The sequence below is a fragment of the Caballeronia sp. INDeC2 genome, assembly GCF_023631325.1.
In the GTDB taxonomy this organism is placed as follows: domain Bacteria; phylum Pseudomonadota; class Gammaproteobacteria; order Burkholderiales; family Burkholderiaceae; genus Caballeronia.
Window position 1 is genome coordinate 62,241 of the sequence record NZ_JALQDG010000001.1, and the last position, 25,264, is coordinate 87,504.

General features: G+C 64.2%; 27 protein-coding genes. 4 read left to right on the forward strand and 23 right to left on the reverse strand.

Annotated elements, in window-relative coordinates; all coding sequences use genetic code 11:
* Window positions 1–207 precede the first annotated feature (207 nt).
* The gene (locus NCS28_RS00285) at window positions 208–858 is read left to right on the forward strand and encodes a glutathione S-transferase family protein (protein WP_250512135.1); all 651 of its coding nucleotides are present in this window, start codon (window positions 208–210) and stop codon (window positions 856–858) included.
* Here the strand turns inward: NCS28_RS00285 and NCS28_RS00290 are convergent.
* The 9 genes from NCS28_RS00290 to NCS28_RS00330 form a co-directional block, all read right to left on the reverse strand.
* Window positions 855–1,100, reverse strand: coding sequence for a hypothetical protein (locus NCS28_RS00290; RefSeq protein ID WP_250511900.1), 246 nt, complete (start codon window positions 1,098–1,100; stop codon window positions 855–857). The genes NCS28_RS00285 and NCS28_RS00290 overlap by 4 nt on opposite strands.
* 65 nt (window positions 1,101–1,165) lie before the next feature.
* Entirely contained in the window at window positions 1,166–1,387 is a 222-nt protein-coding gene (locus tag NCS28_RS00295) for a hypothetical protein (RefSeq protein WP_250511901.1), read from the reverse strand.
* Between the two features lie 75 nt (window positions 1,388–1,462).
* Window positions 1,463–2,374 (reverse strand): carbohydrate kinase family protein, encoded by a 912-nt coding sequence (locus NCS28_RS00300; RefSeq protein WP_250511902.1) that lies wholly within the window; start codon window positions 2,372–2,374, stop codon window positions 1,463–1,465.
* 5 nt (window positions 2,375–2,379) lie between these two features.
* Window positions 2,380–3,633, reverse strand: a complete 1,254-nt coding sequence (locus tag NCS28_RS00305; protein WP_250511903.1) for an AGE family epimerase/isomerase — start codon at window positions 3,631–3,633, stop codon at window positions 2,380–2,382.
* The gene (locus NCS28_RS00310; RefSeq protein WP_250511904.1) at window positions 3,630–4,649 is read right to left on the reverse strand and encodes a LacI family DNA-binding transcriptional regulator; all 1,020 of its coding nucleotides are present in this window, start codon (window positions 4,647–4,649) and stop codon (window positions 3,630–3,632) included. The genes NCS28_RS00305 and NCS28_RS00310 overlap by 4 nt, the downstream gene beginning before the upstream one ends.
* 201 nt (window positions 4,650–4,850) lie before the next feature.
* On the reverse strand, window positions 4,851–5,462 hold the full coding sequence (locus tag NCS28_RS00315) for a class I SAM-dependent methyltransferase (RefSeq protein WP_284504712.1): 612 nt from the start codon (window positions 5,460–5,462) through the stop codon (window positions 4,851–4,853).
* Complete coding sequence (locus tag NCS28_RS00320; protein WP_250511906.1) at window positions 5,459–6,250, reverse strand: PIG-L deacetylase family protein; 792 nt, start codon at window positions 6,248–6,250, stop codon at window positions 5,459–5,461. The genes NCS28_RS00315 and NCS28_RS00320 overlap by 4 nt, the downstream gene beginning before the upstream one ends.
* A complete protein-coding gene (locus NCS28_RS00325; RefSeq protein ID WP_250511907.1) occupies window positions 6,238–7,275 on the reverse strand; it encodes an acyl-CoA dehydrogenase family protein in 1,038 nt (345 codons plus the stop codon). Before NCS28_RS00325 ends, NCS28_RS00320 begins: the two co-directional genes overlap by 13 nt.
* 319 nt (window positions 7,276–7,594) lie before the next feature.
* Complete coding sequence (locus NCS28_RS00330; RefSeq protein ID WP_250511908.1) at window positions 7,595–8,614, reverse strand: bile acid:sodium symporter family protein; 1,020 nt, start codon at window positions 8,612–8,614, stop codon at window positions 7,595–7,597.
* Between the two features lie 514 nt (window positions 8,615–9,128).
* On the opposite strand from NCS28_RS00330, the gene NCS28_RS00335 reads away from it, so the two are divergent.
* Window positions 9,129–9,497 (forward strand): hypothetical protein, encoded by a 369-nt coding sequence (locus NCS28_RS00335; RefSeq protein ID WP_250511909.1) that lies wholly within the window; start codon window positions 9,129–9,131, stop codon window positions 9,495–9,497.
* 506 nt (window positions 9,498–10,003) lie between these two features.
* Entirely contained in the window at window positions 10,004–11,116 is a 1,113-nt protein-coding gene (locus NCS28_RS00340; RefSeq protein WP_250511910.1) for a porin, read from the forward strand.
* Between the two features lie 72 nt (window positions 11,117–11,188).
* On the opposite strand, the gene NCS28_RS00345 is transcribed toward NCS28_RS00340, so the two are convergent.
* Window positions 11,189–12,151 carry an NAD(P)H-dependent flavin oxidoreductase gene (locus NCS28_RS00345; RefSeq protein ID WP_250511911.1) on the reverse strand — a complete coding sequence of 321 codons (963 nt, stop codon included), beginning with the start codon at window positions 12,149–12,151 and terminating at the stop codon, window positions 11,189–11,191.
* A gap of 244 nt (window positions 12,152–12,395) precedes the next feature.
* Between NCS28_RS00345 and NCS28_RS00350 the strand changes: the two genes are divergently transcribed.
* The gene (locus NCS28_RS00350; protein ID WP_250511912.1) at window positions 12,396–13,286 is read left to right on the forward strand and encodes an alpha/beta fold hydrolase; all 891 of its coding nucleotides are present in this window, start codon (window positions 12,396–12,398) and stop codon (window positions 13,284–13,286) included.
* A gap of 178 nt (window positions 13,287–13,464) precedes the next feature.
* Here the strand turns inward: NCS28_RS00350 and NCS28_RS00355 are convergent, their stop codons facing one another.
* The 13 genes from NCS28_RS00355 to NCS28_RS00415 all read right to left on the reverse strand — a co-directional run bounded on the left by NCS28_RS00355 (window position 13,465) and on the right by NCS28_RS00415 (window position 25,212).
* Window positions 13,465–14,376: an MBL fold metallo-hydrolase gene (locus tag NCS28_RS00355; RefSeq protein ID WP_250511913.1), complete on the reverse strand. Its 912-nt coding sequence runs from the start codon at window positions 14,374–14,376 to the stop codon at window positions 13,465–13,467.
* The gene (locus tag NCS28_RS00360; protein WP_250512136.1) at window positions 14,373–14,930 is read right to left on the reverse strand and encodes a DUF1289 domain-containing protein; all 558 of its coding nucleotides are present in this window, start codon (window positions 14,928–14,930) and stop codon (window positions 14,373–14,375) included. The genes NCS28_RS00355 and NCS28_RS00360 overlap by 4 nt, the downstream gene beginning before the upstream one ends.
* Window positions 14,931–14,965: 35 nt before the next feature.
* The gene (locus NCS28_RS00365; protein ID WP_250511914.1) at window positions 14,966–15,463 is read right to left on the reverse strand and encodes a YbaK/EbsC family protein; all 498 of its coding nucleotides are present in this window, start codon (window positions 15,461–15,463) and stop codon (window positions 14,966–14,968) included.
* Between the two features lie 12 nt (window positions 15,464–15,475).
* On the reverse strand, window positions 15,476–16,399 hold the full coding sequence (locus NCS28_RS00370; RefSeq protein ID WP_250511915.1) for a hydroxymethylglutaryl-CoA lyase: 924 nt from the start codon (window positions 16,397–16,399) through the stop codon (window positions 15,476–15,478).
* A 28-nt stretch (window positions 16,400–16,427) separates the two neighbouring features.
* Complete coding sequence (locus NCS28_RS00375; protein ID WP_250511916.1) at window positions 16,428–17,369, reverse strand: 2-hydroxyacid dehydrogenase; 942 nt, start codon at window positions 17,367–17,369, stop codon at window positions 16,428–16,430.
* Complete coding sequence (gene bioB / locus NCS28_RS00380; RefSeq protein ID WP_250511917.1) at window positions 17,366–18,406, reverse strand: biotin synthase BioB; 1,041 nt, start codon at window positions 18,404–18,406, stop codon at window positions 17,366–17,368. The genes NCS28_RS00375 and bioB overlap by 4 nt, the downstream gene beginning before the upstream one ends.
* Window positions 18,407–18,410: 4 nt before the next feature.
* On the reverse strand, window positions 18,411–19,112 hold the full coding sequence (bioD, locus tag NCS28_RS00385; protein WP_250511918.1) for a dethiobiotin synthase: 702 nt from the start codon (window positions 19,110–19,112) through the stop codon (window positions 18,411–18,413).
* Window positions 19,113–19,119: 7 nt separating this feature from the next.
* On the reverse strand, window positions 19,120–20,310 hold the full coding sequence (gene bioF / locus NCS28_RS00390; protein WP_250511919.1) for an 8-amino-7-oxononanoate synthase: 1,191 nt from the start codon (window positions 20,308–20,310) through the stop codon (window positions 19,120–19,122).
* Complete coding sequence (locus NCS28_RS00395) at window positions 20,307–21,614, reverse strand: adenosylmethionine--8-amino-7-oxononanoate transaminase (RefSeq protein ID WP_250511920.1); 1,308 nt, start codon at window positions 21,612–21,614, stop codon at window positions 20,307–20,309. Before NCS28_RS00395 ends, bioF begins: the two co-directional genes overlap by 4 nt.
* A 297-nt stretch (window positions 21,615–21,911) precedes the next feature.
* Entirely contained in the window at window positions 21,912–23,168 is a 1,257-nt protein-coding gene (locus NCS28_RS00400; RefSeq protein WP_250511921.1) for a dienelactone hydrolase family protein, read from the reverse strand.
* A gap of 328 nt (window positions 23,169–23,496) precedes the next feature.
* Window positions 23,497–23,916: a YchJ family protein gene (locus tag NCS28_RS00405; protein WP_250511922.1), complete on the reverse strand. Its 420-nt coding sequence runs from the start codon at window positions 23,914–23,916 to the stop codon at window positions 23,497–23,499.
* Window positions 23,913–24,521 carry a glutathione S-transferase family protein gene (locus tag NCS28_RS00410; protein WP_250511923.1) on the reverse strand — a complete coding sequence of 203 codons (609 nt, stop codon included), beginning with the start codon at window positions 24,519–24,521 and terminating at the stop codon, window positions 23,913–23,915. Before NCS28_RS00410 ends, NCS28_RS00405 begins: the two co-directional genes overlap by 4 nt.
* Window positions 24,522–24,534: 13 nt before the next feature.
* Window positions 24,535–25,212 carry an SDR family oxidoreductase gene (locus NCS28_RS00415; RefSeq protein WP_250511924.1) on the reverse strand — a complete coding sequence of 226 codons (678 nt, stop codon included), beginning with the start codon at window positions 25,210–25,212 and terminating at the stop codon, window positions 24,535–24,537.
* Between the last annotated feature and the right edge of the window lie 52 nt (window positions 25,213–25,264).

The window sequence follows — 25,264 nt, forward strand, 5'->3', positions numbered from 1 at the left end:
ACATTCTTTGCCGACAAATGCGGAATGTTTTTGCGCACTCGCCCCAATTCCGCGCACATCGAGAAGCAACGGTCTTATTTTCGAGATAAGCGGGAGGAATTTTCCCGATCCGGCATGGCTACGCGTAAACCCGTTGCCGCCCGCCGCGCGATTCGGGTGCATTTGGGACTACCCTGAACGCATCGAAAGACAATGAAAACGACGCCGATGAAGCTCTTCTACTGGCCGAAAACGCGCGCCTTCCGCGCGTTGTGGATGCTCGAGGAAATGCGTGTGCCGTATGAACTCGAGTTCGTGAATATCCGCGCGGGGGCGCAGAACGATCCGAACTTCTGCCGCGTCAATCCGATGGCGAAGCTGCCCGCGCTGGAAGACGGCAGCGTGCGCGTGGCCGAATCGGGCGCGGTGCTGCTCTATCTCGCGGATCGCTATCCCGAAACCGCGCTCGGCGTGCCGTTGCACGATCCGTCGCGCGGCCGCTTTTTGCAATGGATGTTTTTCACCGGCTCGTGTCTCGAACCGGCGATGGCCGAGCGCATGACGGGCGCGCCGGGCAACACCGTGAGTTTCGGCTGGGGCGATCTGGCGCGCGTGGAGCACGCGATCGAGAACGCGCTGGAAGAAGGGCCGTGGCTGCTCGGCGACCAGTTCACCGCCGCCGACATCCTCGCGGCGAGCACGCTGCAGATCGGGTTTATCGCGAAGCTGATCGAGCCGCAAGGTGTGCTCTTCGATTACGTCGAGCGCTCGCTCGCGCGCGAAGGCTATGAACGCGCGTCGGCGATCGATCATCGCGAGGCCGAGCGGCTCACGCTGAATACGCGCGTGGGTGTCGCGCAGGCGTCGCGCGAAAATTAAGGAAACGCGCGTGGCTTCGGGATGCCGGCGCCGGCTTCGATATCCGACACCGCGCGCTGATGCGCGAGCTCCACGGCTTCGGCCTTGTCGGCGAGACCCTCATCGCCGCCGACGGTCGTCCACGGCTGAACGGCCTTGTCGTGATGACGGATCTCGTATTCCGCGTCCCAGCGCGAGCCCTGAAGCTCGACCGGCCTGACGTGGATGGCGTAGACGCCGTATAGGAAGATCTGCTCCGGCATATGTCCTCCGATGCAGCCGGGAAGCGCCGCGAAGCCGAGCGCCACGCGCCGCCTGGGCCGCCTGGCTACAGTTCGATTTCCCCGAGGATGCGGTGCGCGAGCGCGCGCGCTTCGTCGAGCGCTTCTTCTTCGTTGCCCGATTGGGCTTCCACTTCGTAGAGCGTCGCATCGGTATCTTCGCCGTCGTCGCGGGCGAGCGAGACGAGGCCCTGAAACTTGCCGCCATCGACGGCGCGCACGCCGATCGTCGCGGTATAGATGCCTTTCGTGTAGGTGGTGTCTTCCATGATGGATTCGCCTCCAGGCAAGGACGAACCCATGCTAGCACGCTGTCATGTAACGCGTGCGACGTGCGTTTCAGATCATTTCAACAGATCTTCGACCTCTTCCAGCGAAGGCGAATGCGCGCCCGAATGACGGCACGCCGCCGCGCCCGCCGCGAGCGCGAACTTCAGATGATCGGGCCAACCGCCGTGGCGGGCCATCAGGCTGTAGAGCAATCCGCCGATGGACGCATCGCCCGCGCCGACCGTATCCGCCACTTCGACGCTCGGCGGCCGCGCGCTGTATTGTTCGTCGCCGGTATAGAGCGTCGCCTGGCCCGACCCGCGCGTGACGAGCACGGTGGCTTGCGGATTCAGCGAGCGGATTTTCGCGAGCGCGTCCGCTTCGGGCATGCCTTTGAAGAGCATGTGCAGATCTTCGTCCGACACCTTGATGAGATCGGCGAGGCTCGCCATGTTGCGCAGGATCGGCTCGTAGCCGTGCTCCATCAGATTGCGATAGTTCGGGTCGAAGCTGATCTTTACGCCGTGGTCGCGCAATTGCCGGGCGAGCGCGGCGAGCGTCGCGCCGAGCGGCTGGCGCACGAGGCTGATGCAGCCGAAATGCGCCCACTTCACGCGCTCCATCCATCCTTGCGGCAGCCGCGACGGATCGAACGCCAGATCCGCGCCGTTCTCGCCCATGAAGTAGTACGTCGGCGGCTGCGTCTTGTGGACGATCGCGAGCAGCGGCGGACGCTCGACGCGCTGCATGAAGCGCATGTCGAGCCCCGATGAGACGCTCGCTTGCCAAAGGTCGTCGGAGAAATTGTCGGTGCCGAGCGAGCCCGCGCAGGCCGTCGGCAGGCCCAGACGCGCGACCGCGCGCGCGACGTTCCAGCCCGCGCCGCCCGGACGCGAAAGCCAGCTCGACACGTCGGTGCGGATCATGTCGGTGAGGATGTCGCCCGCCGAGACGAACTGAGGGAAGGTGGTTTGCTCGCTAGCCATGCTTGTCACCGTTGAGTCGAGGTCGGGCCGAGCGCGTTCAGCACCTCGTAGCACGCGCCCATGGTGTGGTAGTCGGTCTTGCCGGCGGGACTTTTCTCGTCGCCGTACTTGCGGTTGTCGCACGTGAGGATGCGATACCACGCGCCGTATTCGTGATCGACGAAATGCGCCCAGCTATAGCGCCAGAGTTCGTCGTAGCAGTCCCAGAAACGCTCGCGGCCCGTGCGTGCGCCGAGCAGCGCCGCCGCCGCGAAGCCTTCCGCCTGCACCCAGAAGTATTTGTCGTGGTCGCAGATGGTGTCGTCCGGGCCGAAGCCGTAATAGAGGCCGCCGTGACGGCTGTCCCACGCGCGGTTGAATCCGGCATCGAACAGTTCGACGGCCCGCGGCGCGAGCCACGGCAGCGCGCGATGCCGCTCGAGAATCAGCAGAAGCTTGGCCCATTCGAGCTGATGACCTGGCTGGAAGCCCCACGGACGGAAGATGTTCGAGCTGTCCGATTCGTTGTAGTGCCAGTCCACGGACCAGTCGCGGTGAAAGTGCTCCCACACGAGCCCATGCGACAGCCGCGCCTGACGCAGCGTGATGTTGCCCGCGATCTTTTCCGCCCGATCCAGATAGATGACGTGGCCCGTCGCCTCGAATGCGGCAAGCAGCGCCTCGGTCGCGTGCATGTTCGCGTTCTGCCCGCGATAGTCCGAAAGCTGCCAGTCGGGCGTGGCTTCGTCGGCGTAGAGGCCGGCGTCGGCGTCCCAGAAACGCTGCTCCATGAGCGCGAAGGTTTCGTCGATCATCGGCTTTGCTTCGTCGATGCCCGCTATCGCGGCGTGCGCGCACGCGAGCAGCACGAAGGCCATGCCGTAGCAATGGCGCGTGCCGTCGAGCGTGCGTTTCTGCCCGTCGCGCCACTCGATTTCCCAGTCGTAGCCTTGATTGGCGGCGTCCCAGTGCGCGTCGCGCAGAAATTTGAACGCATGGCGCGCGTCGTCCTGGTAGCGCGCGTCGCCGAAATGGCGATACGCCATCGCGTAATTGAAGACGAAGCGCGTGCTGCTGACGAGATGGCGCGTCGTGCGATCGTAGACGCGGCCGTCGTCCTTGAAAAAATGAAAGAAGCCGCCGGACGGGTCGCGTGCGTTCGGCGCGTAGAACGCGAGGGTATCGCGCACGTGCGAGAGCAGGAAGTCGCGGCTGCGGAAGTCGATCGCGTGTTCTGCTGGCGCTCGTTCCGCGATGGCAGGTGAGGCGGTCATGTTCATGGCGTGCTGATGTCCTGTTTCGGGCCCGAGCTCGCGCGAGGAACGAAATTGACGGCGACGAGCGTGTCGGCCTGGCTCGGCGGGCTCGATTGATCTTCCAACAGCAATTCGACGCCGCGGCGCCCGAGCGCTTCCTTGTCGACGGTCACGGTCGAGAGCGGCGGCGTGCTTTGCGCGGCGGCCGGAATGTCGTCGAAACCGACGAACGCGACGTCGTCCGGCACGCGCAAGCCGTGCGCGAGACAGACACGCATCGCGGCGAGGGCCGCTGCATCGTTATAGGCGAAAACCGCGTCGGGCAGGGGACTGGATTGAGCGCGGGCGTCGGCGATCAGGCGCTCCATGGCGTCGGCCGCGGCGAGATCGGCGGGCAAGCCCGGCTGCGTCACTGTTTCGAGTGTCGGATCGAAAAGCTGGCCGGCGTCGAAATAGGCCTTGCGATAGCCGAGCGCGCGCTGCGCGATGCTGTAATGCGCAAGCGATCCACCGATGAACGCGATGCGCCGCCGTCCCGACGCGAATAGATGCTGCATCGCGAGCGACGCGCCTTTCACGTTGTCGATATTGACCGAGCGAAAGCCCGGCGCGCGCAGGTCGATGAGCACGGTAGGCCGCGCGAGCGAATGCAGGTGCGCGAGCAGCTCCGGCTCGACGAAGCCCGCAACCGCAATGGCGTCGGGCGCGTGCAAGCGCATCTGCTGCGCCAGATCCTGCGTCGGGCCGGCAGTCAGCACGGAGGGCACGAGCCGCCGCTCGCGACACGCTTCCTCGAAACCGTTCAACACGTGCGAGAAAAAAGGGCTGACGGCGAAATTGTTGTGCTGCCGATGCAGCAGGAACGTCACGCGACGAATGCGCGTGCGCAACTGTCCCGAGTCGTAGCCGAGTTGCTGCGCCACTTCGACGACACGCACGCGCGTCGCTTCGGACAAACCCGGTTGATTTTTGAGCGCGCGCGACACCGTCCCGATCGAGACGCTTGCCGCACGCGCGACATCGCGAATGGTGGTGGCCATCGTGGTGTTCTCTGTCTCCGCCCGTTCGGCTGTTCTTTGGCCGACGCGATGTTTATCACGCCAGCCCGGTTCGCATATTCGAGGCGATTGTATAGTAAAAAGCCCGCGAAAACGGCACCGGGAAGATTGGAGAAAACCAGTATAGCCTTGTCGTATATGAGATTCCTTGTGATTTGTTTGTTTAGTAAAAAGCGGGAAACTTTAGGCTGAAGCTTCTCGGTCGTGGACCGAGCGCTTGTCGGGCGTCCATACGTCGAGCACCAGATCGTCGTCCCAGTAGTGGCCGAGCAGCGGCAGACTCATACGCCCGCGCAACTTCGCGTGCACGTCGTCGCCATTCTGTTCCCAGCCTTCGATCTGCCGACGCCAGTGGCACGCGACGACCGCGCCGTCCCGCGAGAGCGTCTGGTGTATGTGCTCGACGATGTGCCACAACTGCGGCTCGTCAAGGTAATAACCGATTTCGCTGATCACGACGAGATCGAACTTGCCGCTTGGCCAGACATCGGGCAAGAGCATCTGCTGGACGGTCACGTTGGGACACTGCGCGACGCGTTCCCGCGTGAGAGCGACGGCATCCTCGGCGATATCCGTTGCGATCAGCTCGTCGCAGCGCTGCGCGAGCAGGGCGGTCAGCTCGCCGTTGCCGCAGCCTGGCTCGAATGCGCGCGCGTATCGCTCATGCGGAAGCGCGGCGAGCATGAGTGCTCGCTTGCGCCGTTCATACCAGCGATTCCTGATCTTCCAGGGATCGTCATTGTGTCGATATAAATCATCGAAGTACTGCTTAGTATTGTCGATTATGTTGTTCATATCAGTACGACTTCGAAAGGCCGGGTTAGCCGGGCCAGCACATGCTCTGGGAGCACTGGCGCCTGTCCGGTGGTGGCATCGGGGTCGAGCTGGCTCCGAAAAGCCTGCACGGCCCGAAGCTTCCGGGCATGCGTAGCGCCGTCCAGGACGATACGGCGAGCACGGCTCCATGGCACGCGCGTATCGTCCGGCGACGCCCAGTGCCAGGTCCAGAGCGGCACTTCGACACAAGGCAGGTCGAGCGCTTGTGCCGCGGAATAAACGGCGCGCCCGGCTGCCTCGTGGTCGGGGTGGCCATCATAGCGCCAAGTGGTGAAGACGATATCGCCAGGTTGAAGAAGTTCGGATAGGGATCCTGACAAACTCTTTTCTATGCGACCGGGCGCGCCGTCCTGAAGTCCGAGCCTCACGACTTGCACCTGACGCAGATGCAGCCGCTGGAGTGCCGCTCTTGTCTCCTGCGGACGTACGCGCGCAAGGCGTTCAGGCGGCCATTCGGTCGAATCCGGGTGACTGGCGGTGCCGTCCGTGACTGCGACGATAAGTATCTGCCGGCTGATTTCCGAGAGACGCCCGAGTAGTCCGCCGGTGCCGAGCACTTCGTCGTCTGGGTGTGGCGCAACTACGACAGCGCGGCCGCCGAGCGGCACCAGTTCGGCCGGATCGACCTCGGGCAGCGCATTCAGACGCGCCCATCCCTGCCACGCGGCCTCGGGCGTGCCTTTGCCGGATATCGCTCGGTCGGCGGCCTTTTCCTCTGTCGGCGCTGGGGTGGTCACAGTTGCCATGAAGTGCGTTCCTCCTTTATGACGCGCTCGGCGAGTGAAGCTTCGTCCCGCTCGGCGTGGCTTTGTCGAATGAATACCGGCAGATCGGCCATGAGTTGCGCAAAGTGCGCGTCGCGACACAGCGGAGCTGCGCCCAGCGCACGGCCGGCGCGCGTTATGACGAGTGCCGCCGCAGATTCCGCCGCGATGCGTGCGCGCATGGCGGGCGCCATCGCGTCGGCGTGCGGCGTCCGGTCGATGAGCGCAGCCGTTTCGCGCAGCAGCGCGGCGGTGGCAGACAAGGTCGTGTCGATGACGCCGAGGTGCGCGAGCTTGTGCGGTCCGGCGCGATGCGTCGCGTCGCGCGCCACGAACGAGGCGATGCCCGCCGCCGCGCCGAACCAGCACGCGGCGATCCCCGCGCCGCCGTGCCAAAAGCCGGGACGCTCGACATACGCACGCGGAGCGCCGACACGTACTGCCTGCACGCGCTCGAAACGCACGTCGACACTCGCGCTCGCCTGCATGCCTACCGCTTGCCAACCGGCGTCGGTGATCCGCACGCCTTCGTTTCTCAAATCGACAGCGGCGAGCACTGGTTCGTCACGCTCGTTCCAGGCGGTCACGAGCGCATGCGTGACCGACGCCGCCCCGGAGCACCACGACTTCGTTCCGTGCAGCAGCACCGTTTGCGCGTCAGGGTCGCCCAGCGCCGATAGCCGCGCGGTCGGCGGCTCGGCGGCCCAAACCGCCCACGCGGTGCCGTGTTCCGGTTGCGCGGCGCCGAGTTCCGCGAGGATCGCGAGCGCATCGGTATGACCTTCGTATAGCTTGATGAGCGACAGGTCGAACGCGGCGACTGCGCCTAGCGCGCGCCAGCGGTCGGATGTATTGCCCTGGCCCGGCAACGGCAGGCGATCCAGACCGGCTCCGATCAGCGCATGCAGCGCGCGGCCCGCGTCTTCGGCACTGCCGCGTTGAAACGGCATGTCCTCGAGAAAGGCGCGCAAGGCGGCTGCCGTCGTGTGGTGTTCGACGTAGTTCATCGTTCCTTCCGCCGTTGATGAGTGACGCGTGGTGTGCACATGCCCGTTCTGTGTCCGTTTCTGCGTGGTCTTGAAGAGGAGTGTGGCAAGGCACATGCCCGGGCGCCATCCGGCCGAAAGTAGTAGGCCGAAGCGCCGGACGCGAAGCAACGAAGCTTCGCGGATAGATGCGAAAGGTCAGGCGTTCTGGCTTATGCCGTTCGGCCGAATCGACATCGGCGCGCGGTCGGGCTCAAATGACACAAAGGCCGCGCGGGGCGGCCTTCGTAGAGTAGGGAGAAAGCTGATGCGGCAGACGCCGCCCATGTTCAGGCGCGAATCAGCGACGAGCAGGCGCGGCGACGCTCTTGTCGGCGCGCATTGGTTCGGGCGCCGTCTTGCGCGAACCCCAGCGCTGCGCGAGCACCGCGCACACCATGAGCTGGATCTGATGGAAGAGCATGAGCGGCAGCACCACCGCGCCCACCGCGTGCGACGCGAAGATCACCTTCGCCATCGGAATGCCGGAGGCGAGGCTCTTCTTCGAGCCGCAGAAGATGATCGTGATCTGGTCCGCGCGGGAAAAGCCAAGGCGCTTCGCCGTGAAGGCCGTGATGAAAAGCGCGGCCGCCAGCAGCAGGATGTTGACGGCAAGCAGGCCCGCGAGCGTCGAAAGCGAGATCGAATGCCAGATGCCTTCGTTCACCGCCTCGCTGAACGCCACGTACACGACGAGCAGGATCGAGCCCTGATCGACGAACTTGAGCATCGCGCGATGCCTGTCGATCCATTTGCCGATGGCCGGCCGCAGCAATTGCCCGGCGATGAACGGCACGAGCAGTTGGAGGGTAATGTTGCCGACGGTATGCCACGGCGAGCCGGTCGTCGCGCCGTGATTGCTCACGACGAGTCCGACGAGCGCCGGCGTGATGAAAATGCCGAGCAGGCTCGACGCGGACGCGCTGCACACCGCGGCCGGCACGTTGCCCTTGGCCATCGAGGTGAAGGCAATCGACGATTGCACCGTGGAGGGCAGCGTGCAAAGAAAGAGGATGCCCGTATAGAGGGCGGGCGTGACGATCGGCGTGAGCACCGGCTTGAGTACGAGGCCGAGCAGCGGAAAAAGCGCGAAGGTGCTGAGCAGCACGACGAGATGCAGCCGCCAGTGAGTCGCGCCGGCAACGATCGCCTCGCGGGAAAGCTTCGCGCCGTGCAGGAAGAACAGCAAGCCAATGGCGATATCGGTGATCCAGTTAAACGCAACCGCCACGCCGCCCCGGCAGGGCAGGAAGCTGGCGATGATGACAGTGCCGACGAGCGCCAGCGTGAAGTTGTCGGGAAGGAGTTTGGGCCGTGCCATCAGAGAATCTCGTACCTGGACACGCCGGGCGCGCGGCGCGGCGTATTCATCGTCAAGTCAGGAAAAACCATGATTTTCACTCGTGCCCGATTAAATTGGCAAATTCATTTACAAGATCGATTGATTACCAATTCGCATAGAAGTGCCAGTGTGACAACGCGGACAGGGGTTTTTGGCGAGCAACATTCGGGCCGCGTCGGCGTCAATTTAGCGGTTTTACCAATTGTCTATTCAGCACGTTTTCGTCACATGTTTGGGCATCCGAAACGGTCGGCCAACACGAAAAAACTCTGACGTAACATGGTGTTACAACCATCGAGCAGGCCTAACACTTTTTGGCTCGACTGCCGCCACGGCTCCCAATAAATTGTTGGATACACCGGTTGGCGGGTTTCTGCATCGTCTCGATGCAGACACTTGGAAGCTCCGACTACGGCCGGTTGTCCGCCTGAATCGAAAGCCCGCACTTTCGATGCACGGACAGGAATATCGGTCGGACGCAGGCAGTTTCGACATGACGCTCACTGGCTTTCGCAAGACTACCCGGCTTTTCGCATCCGTTGCGCTCGGCGCGCTGGCGGTCGCGGGTTCGCTCGCGCTGGCAGGGCCGCGCGTCGAGTGGCTGTCGTCGGCGGTGCTCAGCGATTCCGATTCCAGCCGGCAATCGCTGCACTTCACGCCGGTCGCCGCGAAAGACGGTCTGACGCCCGTGAGCGCGGAAGTGCGCCCCGGGCCGCGTGCCGATCAGGCCGCGCCCATGCGCGGCTCGGGCTCCATCCGCGCCGACATCACCCGCTACAACGAAGAGCGTAGTCTGCCGCGTCAGCCTGGACGTCCGTCGGACGATGGCCGCGCGCCGGCCAATGCGAACTACCGCAACTGATCTCTCGATCCCATCCGCAATAGCCGCCGTTCCGCGTCGTTTACCGCGCGGAACGAAAAACTATTGGCGCGTCTAGCTCCGCTGTCGCGATGACGTAATCACGCCACAGTTACGCATCGATTTTCTTCAGGACGTTCCGCTCTTTTTTCCGTGCACCGACAATGCGCCGTGCACGGAGAAGTGTCGTATTTCCAATATTTCGAACGGCTTTCGGCGCTTCAACAGGCGCGCCGGTGCTCGCTTTCGCAAACCGTTGAGCTTGAAAAAAATCAGCGCGCGCGTGCGACGCGACTGGTCGCGCCGCAAGCACAGGCGGCCGGGATTATCCGAACCGCTATACCCGCAATAACCAAAAACATTTTTGACCGGAAAAATGGTCCGTAAAGATGGTGCCGCTCCACACGCGATGCCACTCTCGCCCAAAAACCGTTAAGCCGGTCAGACGAGGCAAGGCAACGCTCCTCGCCCGCCAAGCTTTCAATTTTCGACAAAAGACAGGAGAGTTCATGAAGTCAACCGTCAACCGTGCGCCGAAGACTACGGTGAGAGCAACGGTCAAGGCCACCGCAGTCGCCGCAGCGATGCTCGGCCTCTTCGCCGCGGGCGCGGCACACGCGCAATCGAGCGTTTCGCTGTACGGGCAGGTCGACGAATGGGTCGGCGCTACAAAATTCCCGGGCGGCGATCGCGCGTGGAACGTCAGCGGCGGCGGCATGTCGACCTCGTACTGGGGCTTGAAGGGCGCCGAGGACCTCGGCGGCGGCTACAAGGCCATCTTCACGTTGGAAAGCTTCTTCCGCGCACAGAACGGCCAGTACGGGCGCTTCCAGGGCGACACCTTCTTCGCACGCAACTCGTACGTCGGCATTCAAGGTCCGATCGGCACGTTCACCGCGGGCCGCCTGACGACGCAACTCTTCGTCTCGACGATTCTCTTCAACCCGTTCGTCGATTCGTACGTCTTCTCGCCGATGGTCTATCACGTGTTCCTCGGCGCCGGCACGTTCCCGACATATCGAACGGATCAAGGCGTGGTCGGCGATTCGGGCTGGAACAACTCGGTGCAGTACACGTCGCCTGACTTCAACGGTCTGTCGGGCAGCGTGATGTACAGCTTCGGCAACAACGCCGGCGATGGCCGCTCGAAGAAGTACAGCGCGCAGTTCCTATACTTCCACGGCCCGTTCGCGGCCACGGGCGTCTATCAGTACGTGAACTTCAACAACACGCCGGGCGACCTGACGACGATCGACGGCTTCGCGACGCCCGGCTACAAGAGCCAGAGCGTCGGGCAACTGGGTGCGTCTTTCGACATGAAGTACGTCAAATTCTTCGCGCAGTACATGTACACGAAGAACGACTTCGACGGCCCCGGCACGTTCCACGTCAACACCGGACAGGGCGGCGTGACGGTGCCGGTCGGCCCGGGCACGGTGATGGCGTCGTACGCGTACTCGCGCAGCAACGGCGGCCTCGACCAGACGCACAAGAGCTGGGCGGTCGGTTACGACTATCCGTTGTCGAAGCGCACCGACGTCTACGCGGCGTACCTGAACGACAAGTACACGAGCTTGTCGTCGGGCGATACGTTCGGCGTCGGCATCCGCGCGAAGTTCTAAGCAGCGCATACGCAAAAACGAAAACACCGCGCTTCGTGCGCGGTGTTTTTCTTTGCGGCTAGCGGGAAACGATCAGCCGATCGCGAGGCGCGTCTTGGCGTCGTCGTATTCGCGCTTCAGGCGCTGGACCAGTTCGGCGACGCTCGGCACGTCTTCCATCAGCCCGACGCCCTGTCCCGCGCCCCAGATTTCCTTCCACGCCTTCGCCTTGCTCGTGCCTTCGGCGAAGTTCATCGCTTCCTTGTTGGACTCGGGCAGCGCGTCCGGATCGAGCCCCGCATTGACGATGCTCTTGCGGATGTAGTTGCCGTGCACGCCCGTGAAGAGATTCGTGTAGATGATGTCGGCGGCTTTCGCATCGACGATTGCGCGCTTGTACTCCTCCAGCGCGTGCGCTTCTTTCGTCGCGATGAAGCGCGTGCCCATGTAGGCGAGGTCCGCGCCCATCGCCTGGGCGGCGAGAATCGAGCCGCCGTTCGCGATCGCGCCCGACAGCACGATCGGACCGTCGAAGATGCGCCGCACTTCGCCGACCAGCGCGAACGGCGAGGTCGTGCCCGCGTGGCCGCCCGCGCCCGCCGCAACGAGAATGAGGCCGTCGACGCCCGCTTCGAGCGCTTTCTGTGCGTGACGCAGATTGATGACGTCGTGCAGCACGATCCCGCCGTACGAATGCACCGCGTCGATCATTTCCTTGACCGGCGCGCGCAGGCTCGTGATGAAGATCGGTACCTTGTGCTCGACGCATACACGCACGTCCTGTTCGAGCCGCGCATTCGACTGATGAACGATCTGATTGACCGCGATCGGCCCGATGACCGCATCGGGATTCGCCGCCTTGTGCTCTGTGAGCGAGGCCTGAATCTGCGTGAGCCATTCGTCGAGCAGTTCGGCGGGGCGCGCGTTCAGCGCCGGAAACGAGCCGACGATGCCCGCCTTGCATTGCGCAAGCACGAGTTCCGGATAACTGACGATGAACATCGGCGAGCCGACGACGGGCAACGCGAGGTGCTGCAAGACGGCGGGCAGGGCCATGTCACGAATCTCCTGAATGTGTCCGGGCAGCATCGAAACCATTCTACGAACTGGCGCTCGATTTCGGGAAAGCATGCGCGCCGGATTAGCGAACGATCGTTCGATTATAGACACGACATCGTCCGCAATACATCCGCCATTTCCCGAGGAAGTCCTCAGTTTCGGCGTTTGCGCGGTCTCCGGCACGTGAGCAATCGCGCCCCGCGTCTACAATGATTCGCAACGCCACGAACAAGAAAACATCATGTCTTTTGGAGACTACGAACCGTTTCGCGTCGATGCGGGGGGCGTCGAAATCGTCGGGATGAAAGGCGGTGACGGGCCGCCGCTGCTTCTCATGCACGGTCATCCGCAAACTCACGAGATCTGGCACAAGTGCGCCGGCGATCTCGCGCAGCACTTCACCGTGATCGCCACGGACCTGCGCGGCTACGGCGCGTCGGGCAAGCCGAAAAGCGACGCGCATCACACGCCGTATTCGAAGCGCGCGATGGCGGCCGATCAGGTCGCGGTGATGCGCCACTTCGGCTTCGAGCGCTTTCTCGTCTGCGCGCACGATCGCGGCGCGCGTGTCGCGCATCGCATGGCGATGGACTTTCCCGATGCCGTCGATCGTCTGATGCTGCTCGATATCGCGCCGACGCTCGCGATGTACGAAGCGACCGACCGCGCCTTCGCGACCGCGTACTTCCACTGGTTCCTGCTGATACAGCCGTCGCCGCTGCCCGAGTTGCTGATCGGCGGCAATCCGAACGCCTATATCGATCGGGTAATGGGCAATCGGCATGCGGGACTCGCGCCGTTCGCGCCGCATGCGTTGCAGGCGTATCGCGACGCGCTCGCGGCGCCCGGGGCGATCTTCGCGATGTGCGAGGACTACCGCGCATCGGCGAGCATCGATCTGGAGCACGATCGCGCCGATCTCGAACGCGGCCTGAAGGTCGCGTGTCCGCTGCGCGTACTGTGGGGCAAGGAAGGCGTGATCGAGCGATGCTTCGATGCGCTCGACGAATGGCGGCGCGTCGCGCGCGACGTGAGCGGGCGCGCGCTGCCGTGCGGGCACTACATTCCCGAAGAACAGCCCGACATGCTGCTCGCGGAAATGCTCGCCTTCTTCGAGGCCGATGCGCCCTGAAACCCGCGCCGGCATTGGGTCTTACGCCGATTCAGGTGATCGTTAAAATTTTGTAGGGAAAGCACCGATGCACGTGAAATGACGCCGCGTTACGATACGTTGGACGTTGATCACGTCCATATGATTCTGCCGCTTGCCGCAGCTGACAAGCGGCTTTCTTTTGTGCGTGCGGTTTGCTTCAGGCCGCCGACACCATCGCGCCGCTTACGTTCACCGAGCCGCCGCGCGCCAATTCCCCGACGATCGTTTCTATGAGCTTCCGACGCTCGCCCCGCGGCGCGAGCGCATCGGCGGCGGCGCGCATCGAGCGGGCTTGTTCCGTCATCGCGAGCACGGCGTCGAATGACATCGCGCGCACTTCCATTAGCTTGAAGACGATCAGCACCTTGAGCGCGTTCTTCGCGTTGCGCGGGGGATCGGCCTGCAAATAATCGAGCCGCGACGAAGCAACATCGAGCGCGCGCGTGACATCGCTGAACGGCGCGCCGTGGCCGGGAATCACGAGATCGATATCGAGCGTCGAGATCAGTTCGAGCACCGCGCGCTCTTCCGCGAAACCGCTGTCGCCTTCGAGTTCGGGAAAGATCACGCCGAAGCCGTTTTCCCACAACGCGTCGGCGCTGATGAGCACGCGCGTCTCCGGGCAATGCAGCATCAGCGAATGCGGATCGTGGCCCGGCGCGCCCAGCACGTTCCAGTCGAAGCCGCCGAGCGCGAGCGTCGCGCCGTTTTCGATCGTCCCCGTGAAGCCGAAGCGTTCACAGCGCTGGCCGGTCGCGCGGAACGTGAGCGCTTCTTCGTCCCACGCGCGCACGGCGTGCGCTTCGCTCGCGGGAATCAGCGTGCCGCACGCATAGGTTTGCTGAAGCAGCGCGTTGCCGCCGCAATGATCCGAATGCAGATGCGTGTTGACGATCAGATCGAGTTTGCGCGTGCCGAGCTTCTGCTTCACGAGTGCGAGCGTTTGCGGCGCGTGCGAGGCATAACCCGTATCGACAATCGCGGTGCCTTCGTCGCTCGCGAACAGCACGTTGTTCGACGAGAGCCAGCCGCGCTCGAAGACCGTCATGGATTGCGGAAGCGTCTTCACGCGCGCGACTCCTTCGGCATCACGACGATGGTGGCCGTCGCCTTCAACACCGTCTCGCCGTGCTGATTGCGCGCGCCGCCTTCGAGCTTCACGAGGTCGCCGCCGAGGCTCGCTTTCCACTTCGCCTCGGTGACGCGCCAGAACATCGTGAGCACGTCGTTCGCCTTCACCGCGCGCGTCAGCTTGATGCCGAACTCGAGGCCGAGCGGCTGCGCGTCGCGCGAGAAATGCGCGGCGAGCATCGCCATCAGATGCGCGGTCGGCTGCGTGCCGGATGCGATCAGCGACCCGAAGCGGCTCGCGCGCGCGTAGGCGTCGTCGTGATGCAGCGGGTTGAGATCGTTGACGAGCGTCGCGAAGTGTTTGATCGAATCGGGCGGCAGCGCGAGCGTCGCCTCGAACGATTCGCCGATCGCCACGACACGCGCGCCCTGGCGGCGGCTTTCGACGCGCGCGAGCACCGCGCGCTTTTGGTCATCGTCGCCGGATGCCCACGCGGCGATTTCGTCGATGGTGCGCAGGCAGCCGTCGCAAAAGCCGGTCTCCGGGTTCATGCGGCAGACGTCGACGCACGGCGACGCCAGGCCGGTCATGACTCGGCCGTCTCGCGCAAGGCGACATCGACGACCGGCGCGCCCGTCAGCTCGATCAACTCTTGCGGCGACAGATTGAACACCGCATGCGGATGCCCTGCGGCGGCCCAGAGACTATCGAGCGCGAGCAGATCTGCGTCGATCAGCGTGACCGGCTCGACCGCGTGGCCGATCGGGCACACGCCGCCGATCGCATAGCCGGTCTTCTCGCGCACGAACTTCGCATCCGCGCGCGCCAGTGCGCCGACGCGCGCCGCGACCTTCGCTTCGTCGACGCGATTCGCGCCGCTCGCGATCACGAGCACGGGCGCATCGTCTTCGCGGCGCCGGAAGAGGATCGACTTGGCGATCTGCGCAACCGCGCAGCCCAAGCCAGCGGCGGCCTCGGCGGAAGTCTTTCCGGTTTCGGGCAGCATCACGACGTCGTGCGGATGGCCGCGTTCCTTCAGCAAAAGCGCGACGCGGCGCGCGGAATCGGGTAAATGGTCGGTCATCGTGTTCCCTTTTTAGGCGCAGGCGGCGACGCCATCGCGCTTCTTCGTGAAGATCGCACGGCCGGCGCGCGACGAACTCGTCTTGCCGATCGCGCGCGAAATGAAATCGCCGATTTCGACGAGCTGATCCAGATCGACGCCCGTCTCGATCCCGAGCCCGTTCATCAGATAGACGACGTCTTCCGTCGCGACATTGCCCGTCGCGCCCTTCGCATACGGGCAGCCGCCGAGCCCCGCGACCGAGGCGTGGAAAATCTCGATGCCTTCGAGCAGCGCCGCATAGATATTGCCGATGGCCTGTCCGTACGTGTCGTGAAAGTGCCCGGAGAGCCGCTCGCGCGGAAATACCTTCTGCGCCGCCGCGAGCACTTCGCGCGTGCGTTTGGGCGTGCCGACGCCGATCGTATCGGCGATATCGATTTCGTCGCAGCCGAGCGCCTTCATGCGTTCGACGACATCCACGACCGACTCGATGCTCACCTCGCCCTGATACGGGCAGCCGAGCGCGCACGAGATGCTGCCGCGCAGGCGCATGCCCGTGTCCTTCGCGGCTTTCGCGACCGGCTCGAAACGCGCGATGCTTTCCGCGATGCTGCAGTTGATGTTCTTCTGCGAGAACGCCTCGCTCGCCGCGCCGAAGATGACGATTTCATCGGCCTTCGATTCGAGCGCGCCTTCGAAGCCGCGCATGTTCGGCGTCAGCACCGAGTAGATCGTGCCCGGACGGCGCTCGATGCCCGCCATCAAGGCGGCGGCGTCGGCCATCTGCGGCACCCATTTGGGCGACACGAAGGATGTCGATTCCACATTTACGATGCCCGCGCGCGCGAGCCGGTTCACGAGCTCGATCTTGGTTTCGGTGGGCACGAATTCCTTTTCGTTCTGCAGGCCGTCGCGCGGCCCGACTTCGACGATCTTCACCTTGGCCGGAATCATGGCTGTCTCCTTTTATGTGCGATGGGGTTCAGTATCCGCGCTTGAAATCGACGATTCCGCTGACCGGTTCGCCGCGCGCGAGCGCCCTGATCTTGCCGGCGATCTGCACGATGCTTTCTTCGCGCAGCGTTTCCGCCGAAATGTGCGGCGTCACCGACACGCGCGGATGCGTCCAGAACGGATGATCCCGCGGGAGCGGCTCGGTGTGGAAGACATCGAGCGTGGCGGCGGCGAGCTGGCCGCTATCGAGCGCGGCGAGCAAATCGGCATCGACGAGATGCGGGCCGCGCGCGACGTTCACGAGATACGCGCCGTGCGCGAGCCTGCCGAACGCGCGGGCGTTCAGAATGCCTTCGGTGTCGGGCGTATGCGGCAACAGGTTGATGAGCACCTTCACGCCATCGAGGAACGTGTCGAATCGTTCCGGTCCCGCATAAACCTGCACGCCTTCGATGGTCTTCGGCGACCGGCTGTAGCCGCGCACCGGCACGCCGAGTTTCACCAGCCCCTTCGCGACTTCGGCGCCCAGCACGCCGAGTCCCAGCACGCCGACGGTGAACGACTCGCGCGCGTGTTGCGGCAGCTTTTCCCAGCGGCCTTCACGTTGCAGCGCGTCGTATTCGTCGAAACGGCGCAGATAGCGCAGCACGCAGTAGGTCGCGTACTCGACCATCTGCTGCGCCATGCCGGTGTCTTCGAGACGCACGAGCTTCGCGTTCGGCGGCAACGTGCCGGGTTCCTTGCGTTCGACATCGAGAATGGCATCGACGCCCGCGCCGAGATTGAACACGGCTTGCAGATCGGGACGATTCGCGAAGAGCTCGCGCGGCGCGCGCCAGACGATCGCGTAATCTGCGGGCGCGGTGTCGCCCGGCTCCCACACGCGCAAGTCCGCATGGGGCAACTCGCGTCTCAGGCCGCCGAGCCATGCGTCGAGATCGGCGCCCTTTTCGTAGAAGATGATTTTCATGCGTGGCCGTGTCCGCACGAGCGCTCCGTGCTTTCGACGCCGACATTCTGCGCAGACTCCGCGCGCATGCCGAGACGCTCGATCAGCTTGCGGTCGGCTTCGGCTTGCGGGTTGCTCGTCGTCAGAAGCTGGTCGCCGTAGAAGATCGAATTCGCGCCCGCGGCGAAGCATAGCGCCTGCAACGCTTCGTCCATCTGCTCGCGCCCGGCGGAGAGACGCACCATCGCCTTCGGCATCGTGATGCGCGCGACCGCGATCGTGCGCACGAATTCGAACGGATCGAGCGCATCGACGCCAGTGAGCGGCGTGCCCGCGACCTGCACGAGATTGTTGATCGGCACCGACTCCGGGTACGGCTCCATGTTCGCGAGCTGCGAAATCAGTCCCGCGCGCTCGCGCCGCGATTCGCCCATGCCGACGATCCCGCCGCAGCACACGTTGATGCCCGCGTCGCGCACGTGTTCGAGCGTGTCGAGACGATCCTGATACGTGCGCGTCGAGATGATCTGACCGTAGAACTCCGGCGACGTATCGAGATTGTGGTTGTAGTAATCGAGACCGGCTTCGCGCAGTCCTTGCGCCTGATGCGCTTCCAGCATGCCGAGCGTCACGCAGGTTTCGAGGCCCATCGCCTTGACGCCGCGGATCATGTCCTTGATCGGCTCCAGATGACGGTCTTTCGGATTGCGCCACGCCGCGCCCATGCAAAAGCGCGTCGCGCCGTTGGACTTCGCGACTTCGGCGGCCTTCAGCACTTCGTCGACGTCCATCAGCTTTTCGGCCTTTAGGCCCGTGTCGTGATGCACCGACTGCGGACAGTACGCGCAATCTTCCTCGCAGCCGCCCGTCTTGATCGAGAGCAGCGTGGAAAGCTGCACCGCGTTCGGATCGAAATTTTCGCGATGCACGGTCTGCGCGCGATAGAGCAGATCGTTGAACGGCAGGTCGTACAGCGCGACGACATCGGCGACGCGCCAGCGCTGCATCGGTTGCGGCGTGGCCGTGGAAGTGGTCTCGGTGGCGATGTGCTGTGTCATGAAGTCAATCCTTTTGATGAAGCTGGTCTAACAGAGCGACGGTATCGAGCTGATCGGCGGCGCGCCTTGCATCCGGCGGCGCGAGATGCGGAATCACGCCGATGAGCGGCGCTTCGATGCGTCGTTTGAGCGTTGCAATATTTTCGTCCGGATAAAGCATGTCTGGATCGACGCGATTCGCGACCCAGCCCGCGAGCTTCAGTCCGCGCGACGCGACGGCTTCCACGGTCAAGAGCGCGTGGCTGATGCAGCCGAGCCGCATGCCGACGACGAGCACCACCGGCAGATTCAGCGCGACGGCGAGATCGGCGGTGTCGTGCGTGTCGGAAAGCGGCACGCGAAAGCCGCCGACGCCCTCCACCACGACGATATCCGCTTTCGTGACCGCATGGCGATGCGCGTCGACGATACGTCCGATATCAAGCGCGATGCCTTCGCGCGCGGCGGCGATGTGCGGCGCGATCGGCTCGCGCATCATGAACGGCGTGCGGATGTCGTTCGGCAACGCGACGTTCGCGGCGTCGTCGAGCTGATCGGCGTCTTCGTTGTGCAGCACGCCGTCGCGCTCGATGGCGCCCGAGGCGATCGGCTTCATCGCGGCGGCGCGCAGGCCTGAGCGCGCGAAGCCGTGCAGCAGCGCGGCGCAGACGAGCGTCTTGCCGATTTCCGTATCGGTTCCGGCGACGAATAGCGATAAAGCGGTCATAACGTGTTCAAAGCGTGTTCAAAGCGCGATCGAGGCGCGCGAGATCGTCCTCGCTGTGCGCGGCGGAAAGCGAAATGCGCAGGCGCGAGGTGCCTTGCGGAACCGTCGGCGGACGAATCGCGGGCACCCAGAGGCCGTGCTTGTCGAGCGCGGCGGCGATTGCAAGCGTTTCGTCGTTGCCGCCGATCACGAGCGGCTGCACGGCGGTATGCGAATCGACGGGCATCCAGCGCGTGCGTTTCAACATCGCGCGCGTGATTTCGACGAGCGATGCGAGATGCGCGCGTCTTCGATCGCCCTCGTCGCCGCCGATGATCTTCACGCTCGCCGACACCGCATGCGCGACCGCCGGCGGCGACGCCGTCGTGAAGATGTACGGACGCGCCCGCTGCACGAGCCATTCCACGACGGTTTCATCCGCCGCGACGAACGCGCCCGCGACGCCCGCCGCCTTGCCGAGCGTGCCGACGTAGACGAGATGCGGCGAGCGCAGCGCGTAATGCGCCAACGCGCCGCGTCCTTGCGGGCCGAGCATGCCGAAGCCGTGCGCATCGTCGACGACGAGCCACGCGCCGTACTTTTCCGCGAGCTCGACGAGCCGCGCGAGCGGCGCGATATCGCCGTCCATGCTGAACACCGTATCGGTGACGATGAGCTTGGTCGCGGCTTCGTCACGCGAGGCGTCGAGCATCGCGTCGAGTGCTTCGATGTCGGCGTGCGGATAAATCTGCGTCTGTGCGCGCGAGAGCCGCACGCCGTCGATCAGCGACGCGTGGTTCAGCGCGTCGGAGAACACGATCGTGCCGCGTCCGGCGAGCGCGGTCACGACCGCGAGGTTAGCCATGTAGCCGGTGCTGAAGTAGAGCGCGCGCGGGTTGTCGACGAAACCGCCCGAGAACGCGGCGAGATCGTCTTCGAGTTGCGCGTGCGCCCGCGAATGGCCGCCGAGCAGATGCGAGCCGCCGCTGCCCGCGCCGTACAGCGACGCGCCTTGGGCGAGCGCCGCGCGGATCGCTTCGTGCGCGGCGAGGCCGAGATAGTCGTTGCTCGCGAAGCCGACGATCTCGCGGCCATCGACGGTCATATGCGCGGAACACGCGCTGTCGATCGTCTTGCGGCGGCGTCGCAGGCCGCGCGCGTCGATATCGGCGAGACCTTGGTTCAGCGTTTCATACAGCGCTTGCGATGTGTTCGTCATGCGGCGTCTCCGCCAAGCGTGGCGTCGAGCGTGTCGCGCGTGCGTTGCGCGAGGAGCAGGAGTTCGTCGTCGGAGAGGATGTACGGCGGCATCATGTAGACCGTCGTGCCGATGGGGCGCATCAGCAGTTCGCGCTTTAACGCGTTGGCGAAGAAACGGCGCGAAAACGTCTTGTCGTCGATATCGACGTCGAACGCGAAGATCGTGCCGCGATTGCGCAGGTTGCGCACGCGGTCATGTTTGAGCAGCGGCTGCAATGCTTCGTGCAGCAGCGCGGACTTGCGCCGGTTCTCCGCAAGCACGTTCGCGCGCTCGAACAGATCGAGCGTCGCGAGCGCGGCGCGGCATGCGAGCGGGTTGCCCGTGTATGAGTGCGAATGCAGGAAGGCGCGGGTGACGTCGTCGTCGTAAAAGGCGGCGTAGATGTCGTCGCGCGTAAGGACGATCGAAAGCGGGAGATAACCGCCGCTGATGCCTTTGGACAGGCAGATGAAATCCGGCCAGATGCCCGCCTGCTCGCACGCGAAAAAGGTGCCGGTGCGCCCGCAGCCGACCGCGATCTCATCGGCGATCAGGTGGACGCCGAACTCGTCGCACAAGGCGCGCAATTGCGTGAGATACGACGCGTCGTACATCGCCATGCCCGCCGCGCATTGCACGAGCGGCTCGACGATGACCGCCGCGAGTGCCGGCGCGCGTTGCTCGAACAGCGCGCGCATCGCGCCGATGGCTTCGTCGACGCCGACCGCCGCCGGCGACGCGACCACATGCGCATGACGAATCAGCGGATCGTACGCGTCCTTGAAAATGGCGACATCGGTGACGCCGAGCGCGCCGATCGTTTCGCCGTGATAGCTGTTCGCGAGGCACGCGAATTCGCGCTTCTCGTCCTGGCCGCGATTGCGCCAGAAGTGAAAGCTCATCTTCAGCGCGATCTCAACCGCCGACGCGCCGTCCGATGCGAAAAACGCATGGCCTAGCGTGCCGCCGGTGAGCGCGGAAAGACGCTCGGCCAGTTCGACCGCCGGGGCGTGCGTGCAGCCCGCGAGCATCGCGTGTTCGAGCGTGTCGAGCTGATCCTTCAGCGCGCGGTTGATGTCGTCGTTCGCGTGGCCGAAGAGGTTCACCCACCACGAGCTGATCGCATCGAGATAGCGGTTGCCCTGCGGATCGTAGAGCCACGCGCCCTTGCCGCGCGCGATCGGCACGAGCGGCACGCGCTCGTGATGTTTCATCTGGGTGCACGGATGCCACACGGCCGCGAGCGAGCGGGCAACCCAGTCCTGATTGGCTTCTGTGTTCAAAACGGCTCCCAGGCCCGCGCGCGCGGTGCGGGCCGGATACGTCGTGCAAGCGCCTGGACGCTTGCGTTGCCGGGGAAAACTGCGCGAGTCAATTATCGCTAAAAGACGCGCAGGCTTCCGTATTCGGAAGGTTTTTTGGTCATGCGCGCGCGCCCAATGGAAATGCGAAAACGCGCTATCGCACGCAACTTCGTTCATTTCGAAGCGTTGTCGTCGGATTGGCGCGGAAGATGCGGGTTCGACAAAAGCGAACGCCGGTGCGAAGACCGGCGTTCTGCGGAAGCGTGAACGGGCGCGTTAGCGCGATGCGGTCTGCGTCTCGGCCCCCTGATCGTTCCACACGACGCGATTGTTCACTGCATAGAGCCTGCACGGATCGGCGCTCTGCTTCTGGCAACTCGCGACGGCGACGGCCATCGGATCGTCGCCGCCTTCGGCCCACGACCACGCGCCCGAGTCCGACACGGCGAACGCGCGGCTCGAATACTGCGAGAGGAAATTGCGATACCCGGCGCGGCCGTTTTCATCGACGTACGGAACGGCTTGCACCGAATCGACGTCGGCGAAGTTGGTCGCGTTCGGCATGTTCGGCTCGGAAACCTGATACTGCACGGCGGTCGGCATGCCGATCTGCGCGAGGAACGCCTTCACGCGCGGCCACCAGATTTGCACGCCGTCGCGATCGCCGACGAGACGATGCGCGTCGTTCTTGTACGTGCCGAAATCGACCATGTTCGCGCGCGCGCCGTGCGACGTGAAGGCGGTGAACATCTGCGCGGAAAGGTCGCCTTGCCAGACCGAGTCGTTGTCGCCGTAGAGCCACAGCGACGGCAGGCGCACGTTCTGACCGTAATCGCCGAACGCGCTGACGAGATTTTTCTGCCAGCCCGCGCATTCGTCCTGGCGCAGTCCGCCCGAGAAGTTGATGAGCCCGCGCACGCCGGGCGCCGCAACGGCATCGCGCGCGCCGTAGGCGATCGTCGTCAGGCCGCCGTGCGACGTGCCCGCGACGACGATACGCGTCTTGTCGACATACGTCTGCCCGCTCATGTACGCGACGGTTGCCGCGACATCCTGCGCCTGCGCGAAGCCGTTCGCTTCCACGTCGCAGCCGTGGCCGGCATAGTCGCCGCCCGAGCCCGCGAAGCCGCGGCGGTTCGGCACGACCACGACATAGCCGTGACGCACGAACTCACGCGCGAGCGCGACCGGACGATTGCGCGGCTGCGCGTGCGAGTCGCCGGGGAGCTTGCCGTGATTGAAGACGATCATCGGAAACGGACCGGCGCCGTCCGGCTTGAACACCGTGGTTTCGAGCGCGATGTCCGCTTCGGGGATCTGCACGACGGTTTCGTTCAGACCGTTCGCGACGGCTGGTAAACCGGCGTCGAGCGAATCGGGAATGCGGGAAAGCGACTGGCCGAATGCGGGCGCCTGGAGTCCTTCGGATTGACGCACGCCGCCGATCGGTTCGGCGCGCACGGCGGACGTGACGAGTGACGTCGCGAGCGCGCACATCATGCTGCATCCGACCAACCAGGTTCTGATCGCCATCCGTGAACTCCGACTGCGCTTCCAATAAGGCGTTGATACGGCGTGGCCCCAACGTTTTTTGAAGTCACAAACCTATCGCGCTGCTCGTGAAGAGCAGTATCGGCTGCGGGTTCCGGGAGTCATGCCCTGAAAAGGCATGACAATTGGCTTCAAAACGGGGCTTCGCTGCGAGCGTCCGGGCACTGAGATGACTGCGCCCTGACGTGAACAGAGATTAACCGTTCAAAATTGCACTGCACAATAAGTGGTACCCCGTAACTGTTTAATATGAAAGGAAGTTCTTAGGAAATTAATACCGCGCGCCGCAGCATATTTCTTAAAGATGTATTTACTTTTCTTTAATCCGACCGTCGACGTAAATCCAGTTTCCGTCACTATTGCGCGTGAATCGGCTCGCCTCATGCAGCCGATACGCGCGCCCGCCCAGCTTGTAGCGCGCGACGAACTCCACTTCCTCGTGATCGGCGTCGATCCGCGTGTGCCGTCTGATCTGCAGGCCGAGCCAGCGCGTGCCGGCGTCGGATGCATCGAGATCGGGCGGGCAGGTGGCTTCGGCCCACGTAGCACGAAGATAGGCCGTGTTGCCGAGCACGTAGGCGGTGTAGCGCGAACGCATCAGTTCCATCGCGTTGGCGGGCTTTTCGCCGCCGTCGATGAAACGCCCGCAACACGCCTCGTAACGCGGCGCGCGCGCGTTCGGGCGCTGCTCCGGCGCCGCGCCGCCGCACGGACAGTCCACCGGCTTCATTGATCGACGCCCGGCATCTCGACGTGACGCGGCTGGCTGCGCACGCGTTCGAGCCACGCGCGAATCCCCGGATAGCGCGACAGGTCGACGTTCGCTTCATCGGCGACGTGCGTGTACGCATAGAGCGCGATATCGGCGACGCTGTACCGCTCGCCGACGAAATACGTGCGCGTAGCGAGATGCTGCTCCATCACGTCGAGCGCGCGATAGGAACCGGCGATCTTCTCGGGCAGGCGGGCGTCGCCGGGATTCTTCTGAAACTGCAGGATGAAGCGCGCCACGGCGACAAACGGCTCATGGCTGTACTGCTCGAAGAACATCCATTGCAGCGCTTGCGCGCGTTCGAGGCGGTCGACCGGCATGAGCGGGGTGCCGTCGGCGAGATAGCAGAGGATCGCGTCGGATTCGGAGAGCGTCGTGTTGTCGTCGATGACGAGCACCGGCACCTTGCCGTTCGGATTGAGCCGCTTGAACTCTTCCGTGCGGGTCGCGCCGTGCATCATGTCGACCTCATGCCACACGTAAGGCAGGCCGAGCTGTTCGAGGATGAGGCGAACCTTGTAACAGTTGCCCGATGCGGAAACGCCGTGTACTTGATAGGTCACATTCACTCCGGTTTCACCATTCGAGCTTCGTGCCGTCGTATTGCACGAAGGTTCCATTGAACGCGTCGCGCATCGCGCCCGCTTCGGCGATCACCGCGCGCATGCCCGAGACGCTGTGCGCGACGTCGATCGCCGCCGACGGTCCGCCCATCTCCGTGCGCACCCAGCCCGGATGCAGCGCGATGCACGCCGAATGACGCGATTCAAGCGACGCCACCTTCAGCGCCGAATTGAGCGCCGCCTTGCTCGCCCGATACAGCCAGCCGGTCGTGCCGCTCGTCTCGCCGATGCTGCCCATCTTGCTCGACACGACGGCGAGCACGCCGTTCGCGGCATCGGTGAGCGGCAATAGCACGGGGATCAGTTGCATCGGGCCGCGGACGTTCGTGTGCATCACCTGATCGAAGTCGTCGGCGCCGATGGTTTCGACGCCTTCCGTGCGCGGACCGTACACGCCCGAAACGACGATCGCCACATCCAGCTTTTCCTCGTCCAGCTGCCATGCGAGCGCGGCGACCTGCTCGGGTTGCGTGACGTCGAGCGGGAAGGTTTGCGCGCCCATCGCGTCGAGCGCGGAGAGCGAGGATTTGTCGCGGGCCGTGGCGAGCACGCGCCAGCCGTCGCGACAATATTCGCGCGCGAATTCGTGGCCTAGGCCGCGCGACGCGCCGACGATCAATACCGTTTTCATGACCGATACGTTCCTTGTGTGGACGACCTTGCGACTATAGCGCGCGACCCGC

Bases quoted from the DNA above. Each gene is read 5' to 3' on its own strand.
- bioD (WP_250511918.1), bottom strand. From the start codon at position 19,112: ATGACCGCTTTATCGCTATTCGTCGCCGGAACCGATACGGAAATCGGC.
- NCS28_RS00300 (WP_250511902.1), bottom strand. From the start codon at position 2,374: ATGGCTAGCGAGCAAACCACCTTCCCTCAGTTCGTCTCGGCGGGCGAC.
- NCS28_RS00320 (WP_250511906.1), bottom strand. From the start codon at position 6,250: ATGGCAACTGTGACCACCCCAGCGCCGACAGAGGAAAAGGCCGCCGAC.
- NCS28_RS00400 (WP_250511921.1), bottom strand. From the start codon at position 23,168: ATGGCGATCAGAACCTGGTTGGTCGGATGCAGCATGATGTGCGCGCTC.
- NCS28_RS00375 (WP_250511916.1), bottom strand. From the start codon at position 17,369: ATGAAAATCATCTTCTACGAAAAGGGCGCCGATCTCGACGCATGGCTC.
- NCS28_RS00325 (WP_250511907.1), bottom strand. From the start codon at position 7,275: ATGAACTACGTCGAACACCACACGACGGCAGCCGCCTTGCGCGCCTTT.
- NCS28_RS00335 (WP_250511909.1), top strand. From the start codon at position 9,129: ATGACGCTCACTGGCTTTCGCAAGACTACCCGGCTTTTCGCATCCGTT.
- NCS28_RS00285 (WP_250512135.1), top strand. From the start codon at position 208: ATGAAGCTCTTCTACTGGCCGAAAACGCGCGCCTTCCGCGCGTTGTGG.
- NCS28_RS00365 (WP_250511914.1), bottom strand. From the start codon at position 15,463: ATGACCGACCATTTACCCGATTCCGCGCGCCGCGTCGCGCTTTTGCTG.
- NCS28_RS00290 (WP_250511900.1), bottom strand. From the start codon at position 1,100: ATGCCGGAGCAGATCTTCCTATACGGCGTCTACGCCATCCACGTCAGG.
- NCS28_RS00405 (WP_250511922.1), bottom strand. From the start codon at position 23,916: ATGAAGCCGGTGGACTGTCCGTGCGGCGGCGCGGCGCCGGAGCAGCGC.
- bioF (WP_250511919.1), bottom strand. From the start codon at position 20,310: ATGACGAACACATCGCAAGCGCTGTATGAAACGCTGAACCAAGGTCTC.
- NCS28_RS00310 (WP_250511904.1), bottom strand. From the start codon at position 4,649: ATGGCCACCACCATTCGCGATGTCGCGCGTGCGGCAAGCGTCTCGATC.
- NCS28_RS00295 (WP_250511901.1), bottom strand. From the start codon at position 1,387: ATGGAAGACACCACCTACACGAAAGGCATCTATACCGCGACGATCGGC.
- NCS28_RS00305 (WP_250511903.1), bottom strand. From the start codon at position 3,633: ATGAACATGACCGCCTCACCTGCCATCGCGGAACGAGCGCCAGCAGAA.
- NCS28_RS00330 (WP_250511908.1), bottom strand. From the start codon at position 8,614: ATGGCACGGCCCAAACTCCTTCCCGACAACTTCACGCTGGCGCTCGTC.
- NCS28_RS00350 (WP_250511912.1), top strand. From the start codon at position 12,396: ATGTCTTTTGGAGACTACGAACCGTTTCGCGTCGATGCGGGGGGCGTC.
- NCS28_RS00315 (WP_284504712.1), bottom strand. From the start codon at position 5,462: ATGAACAACATAATCGACAATACTAAGCAGTACTTCGATGATTTATAT.
- NCS28_RS00370 (WP_250511915.1), bottom strand. From the start codon at position 16,399: ATGATTCCGGCCAAGGTGAAGATCGTCGAAGTCGGGCCGCGCGACGGC.
- bioB (WP_250511917.1), bottom strand. From the start codon at position 18,406: ATGACACAGCACATCGCCACCGAGACCACTTCCACGGCCACGCCGCAA.
- NCS28_RS00345 (WP_250511911.1), bottom strand. From the start codon at position 12,151: ATGGCCCTGCCCGCCGTCTTGCAGCACCTCGCGTTGCCCGTCGTCGGC.
- NCS28_RS00415 (WP_250511924.1), bottom strand. From the start codon at position 25,212: ATGAAAACGGTATTGATCGTCGGCGCGTCGCGCGGCCTAGGCCACGAA.
- NCS28_RS00360 (WP_250512136.1), bottom strand. From the start codon at position 14,930: ATGAACCCGGAGACCGGCTTTTGCGACGGCTGCCTGCGCACCATCGAC.
- NCS28_RS00340 (WP_250511910.1), top strand. From the start codon at position 10,004: ATGAAGTCAACCGTCAACCGTGCGCCGAAGACTACGGTGAGAGCAACG.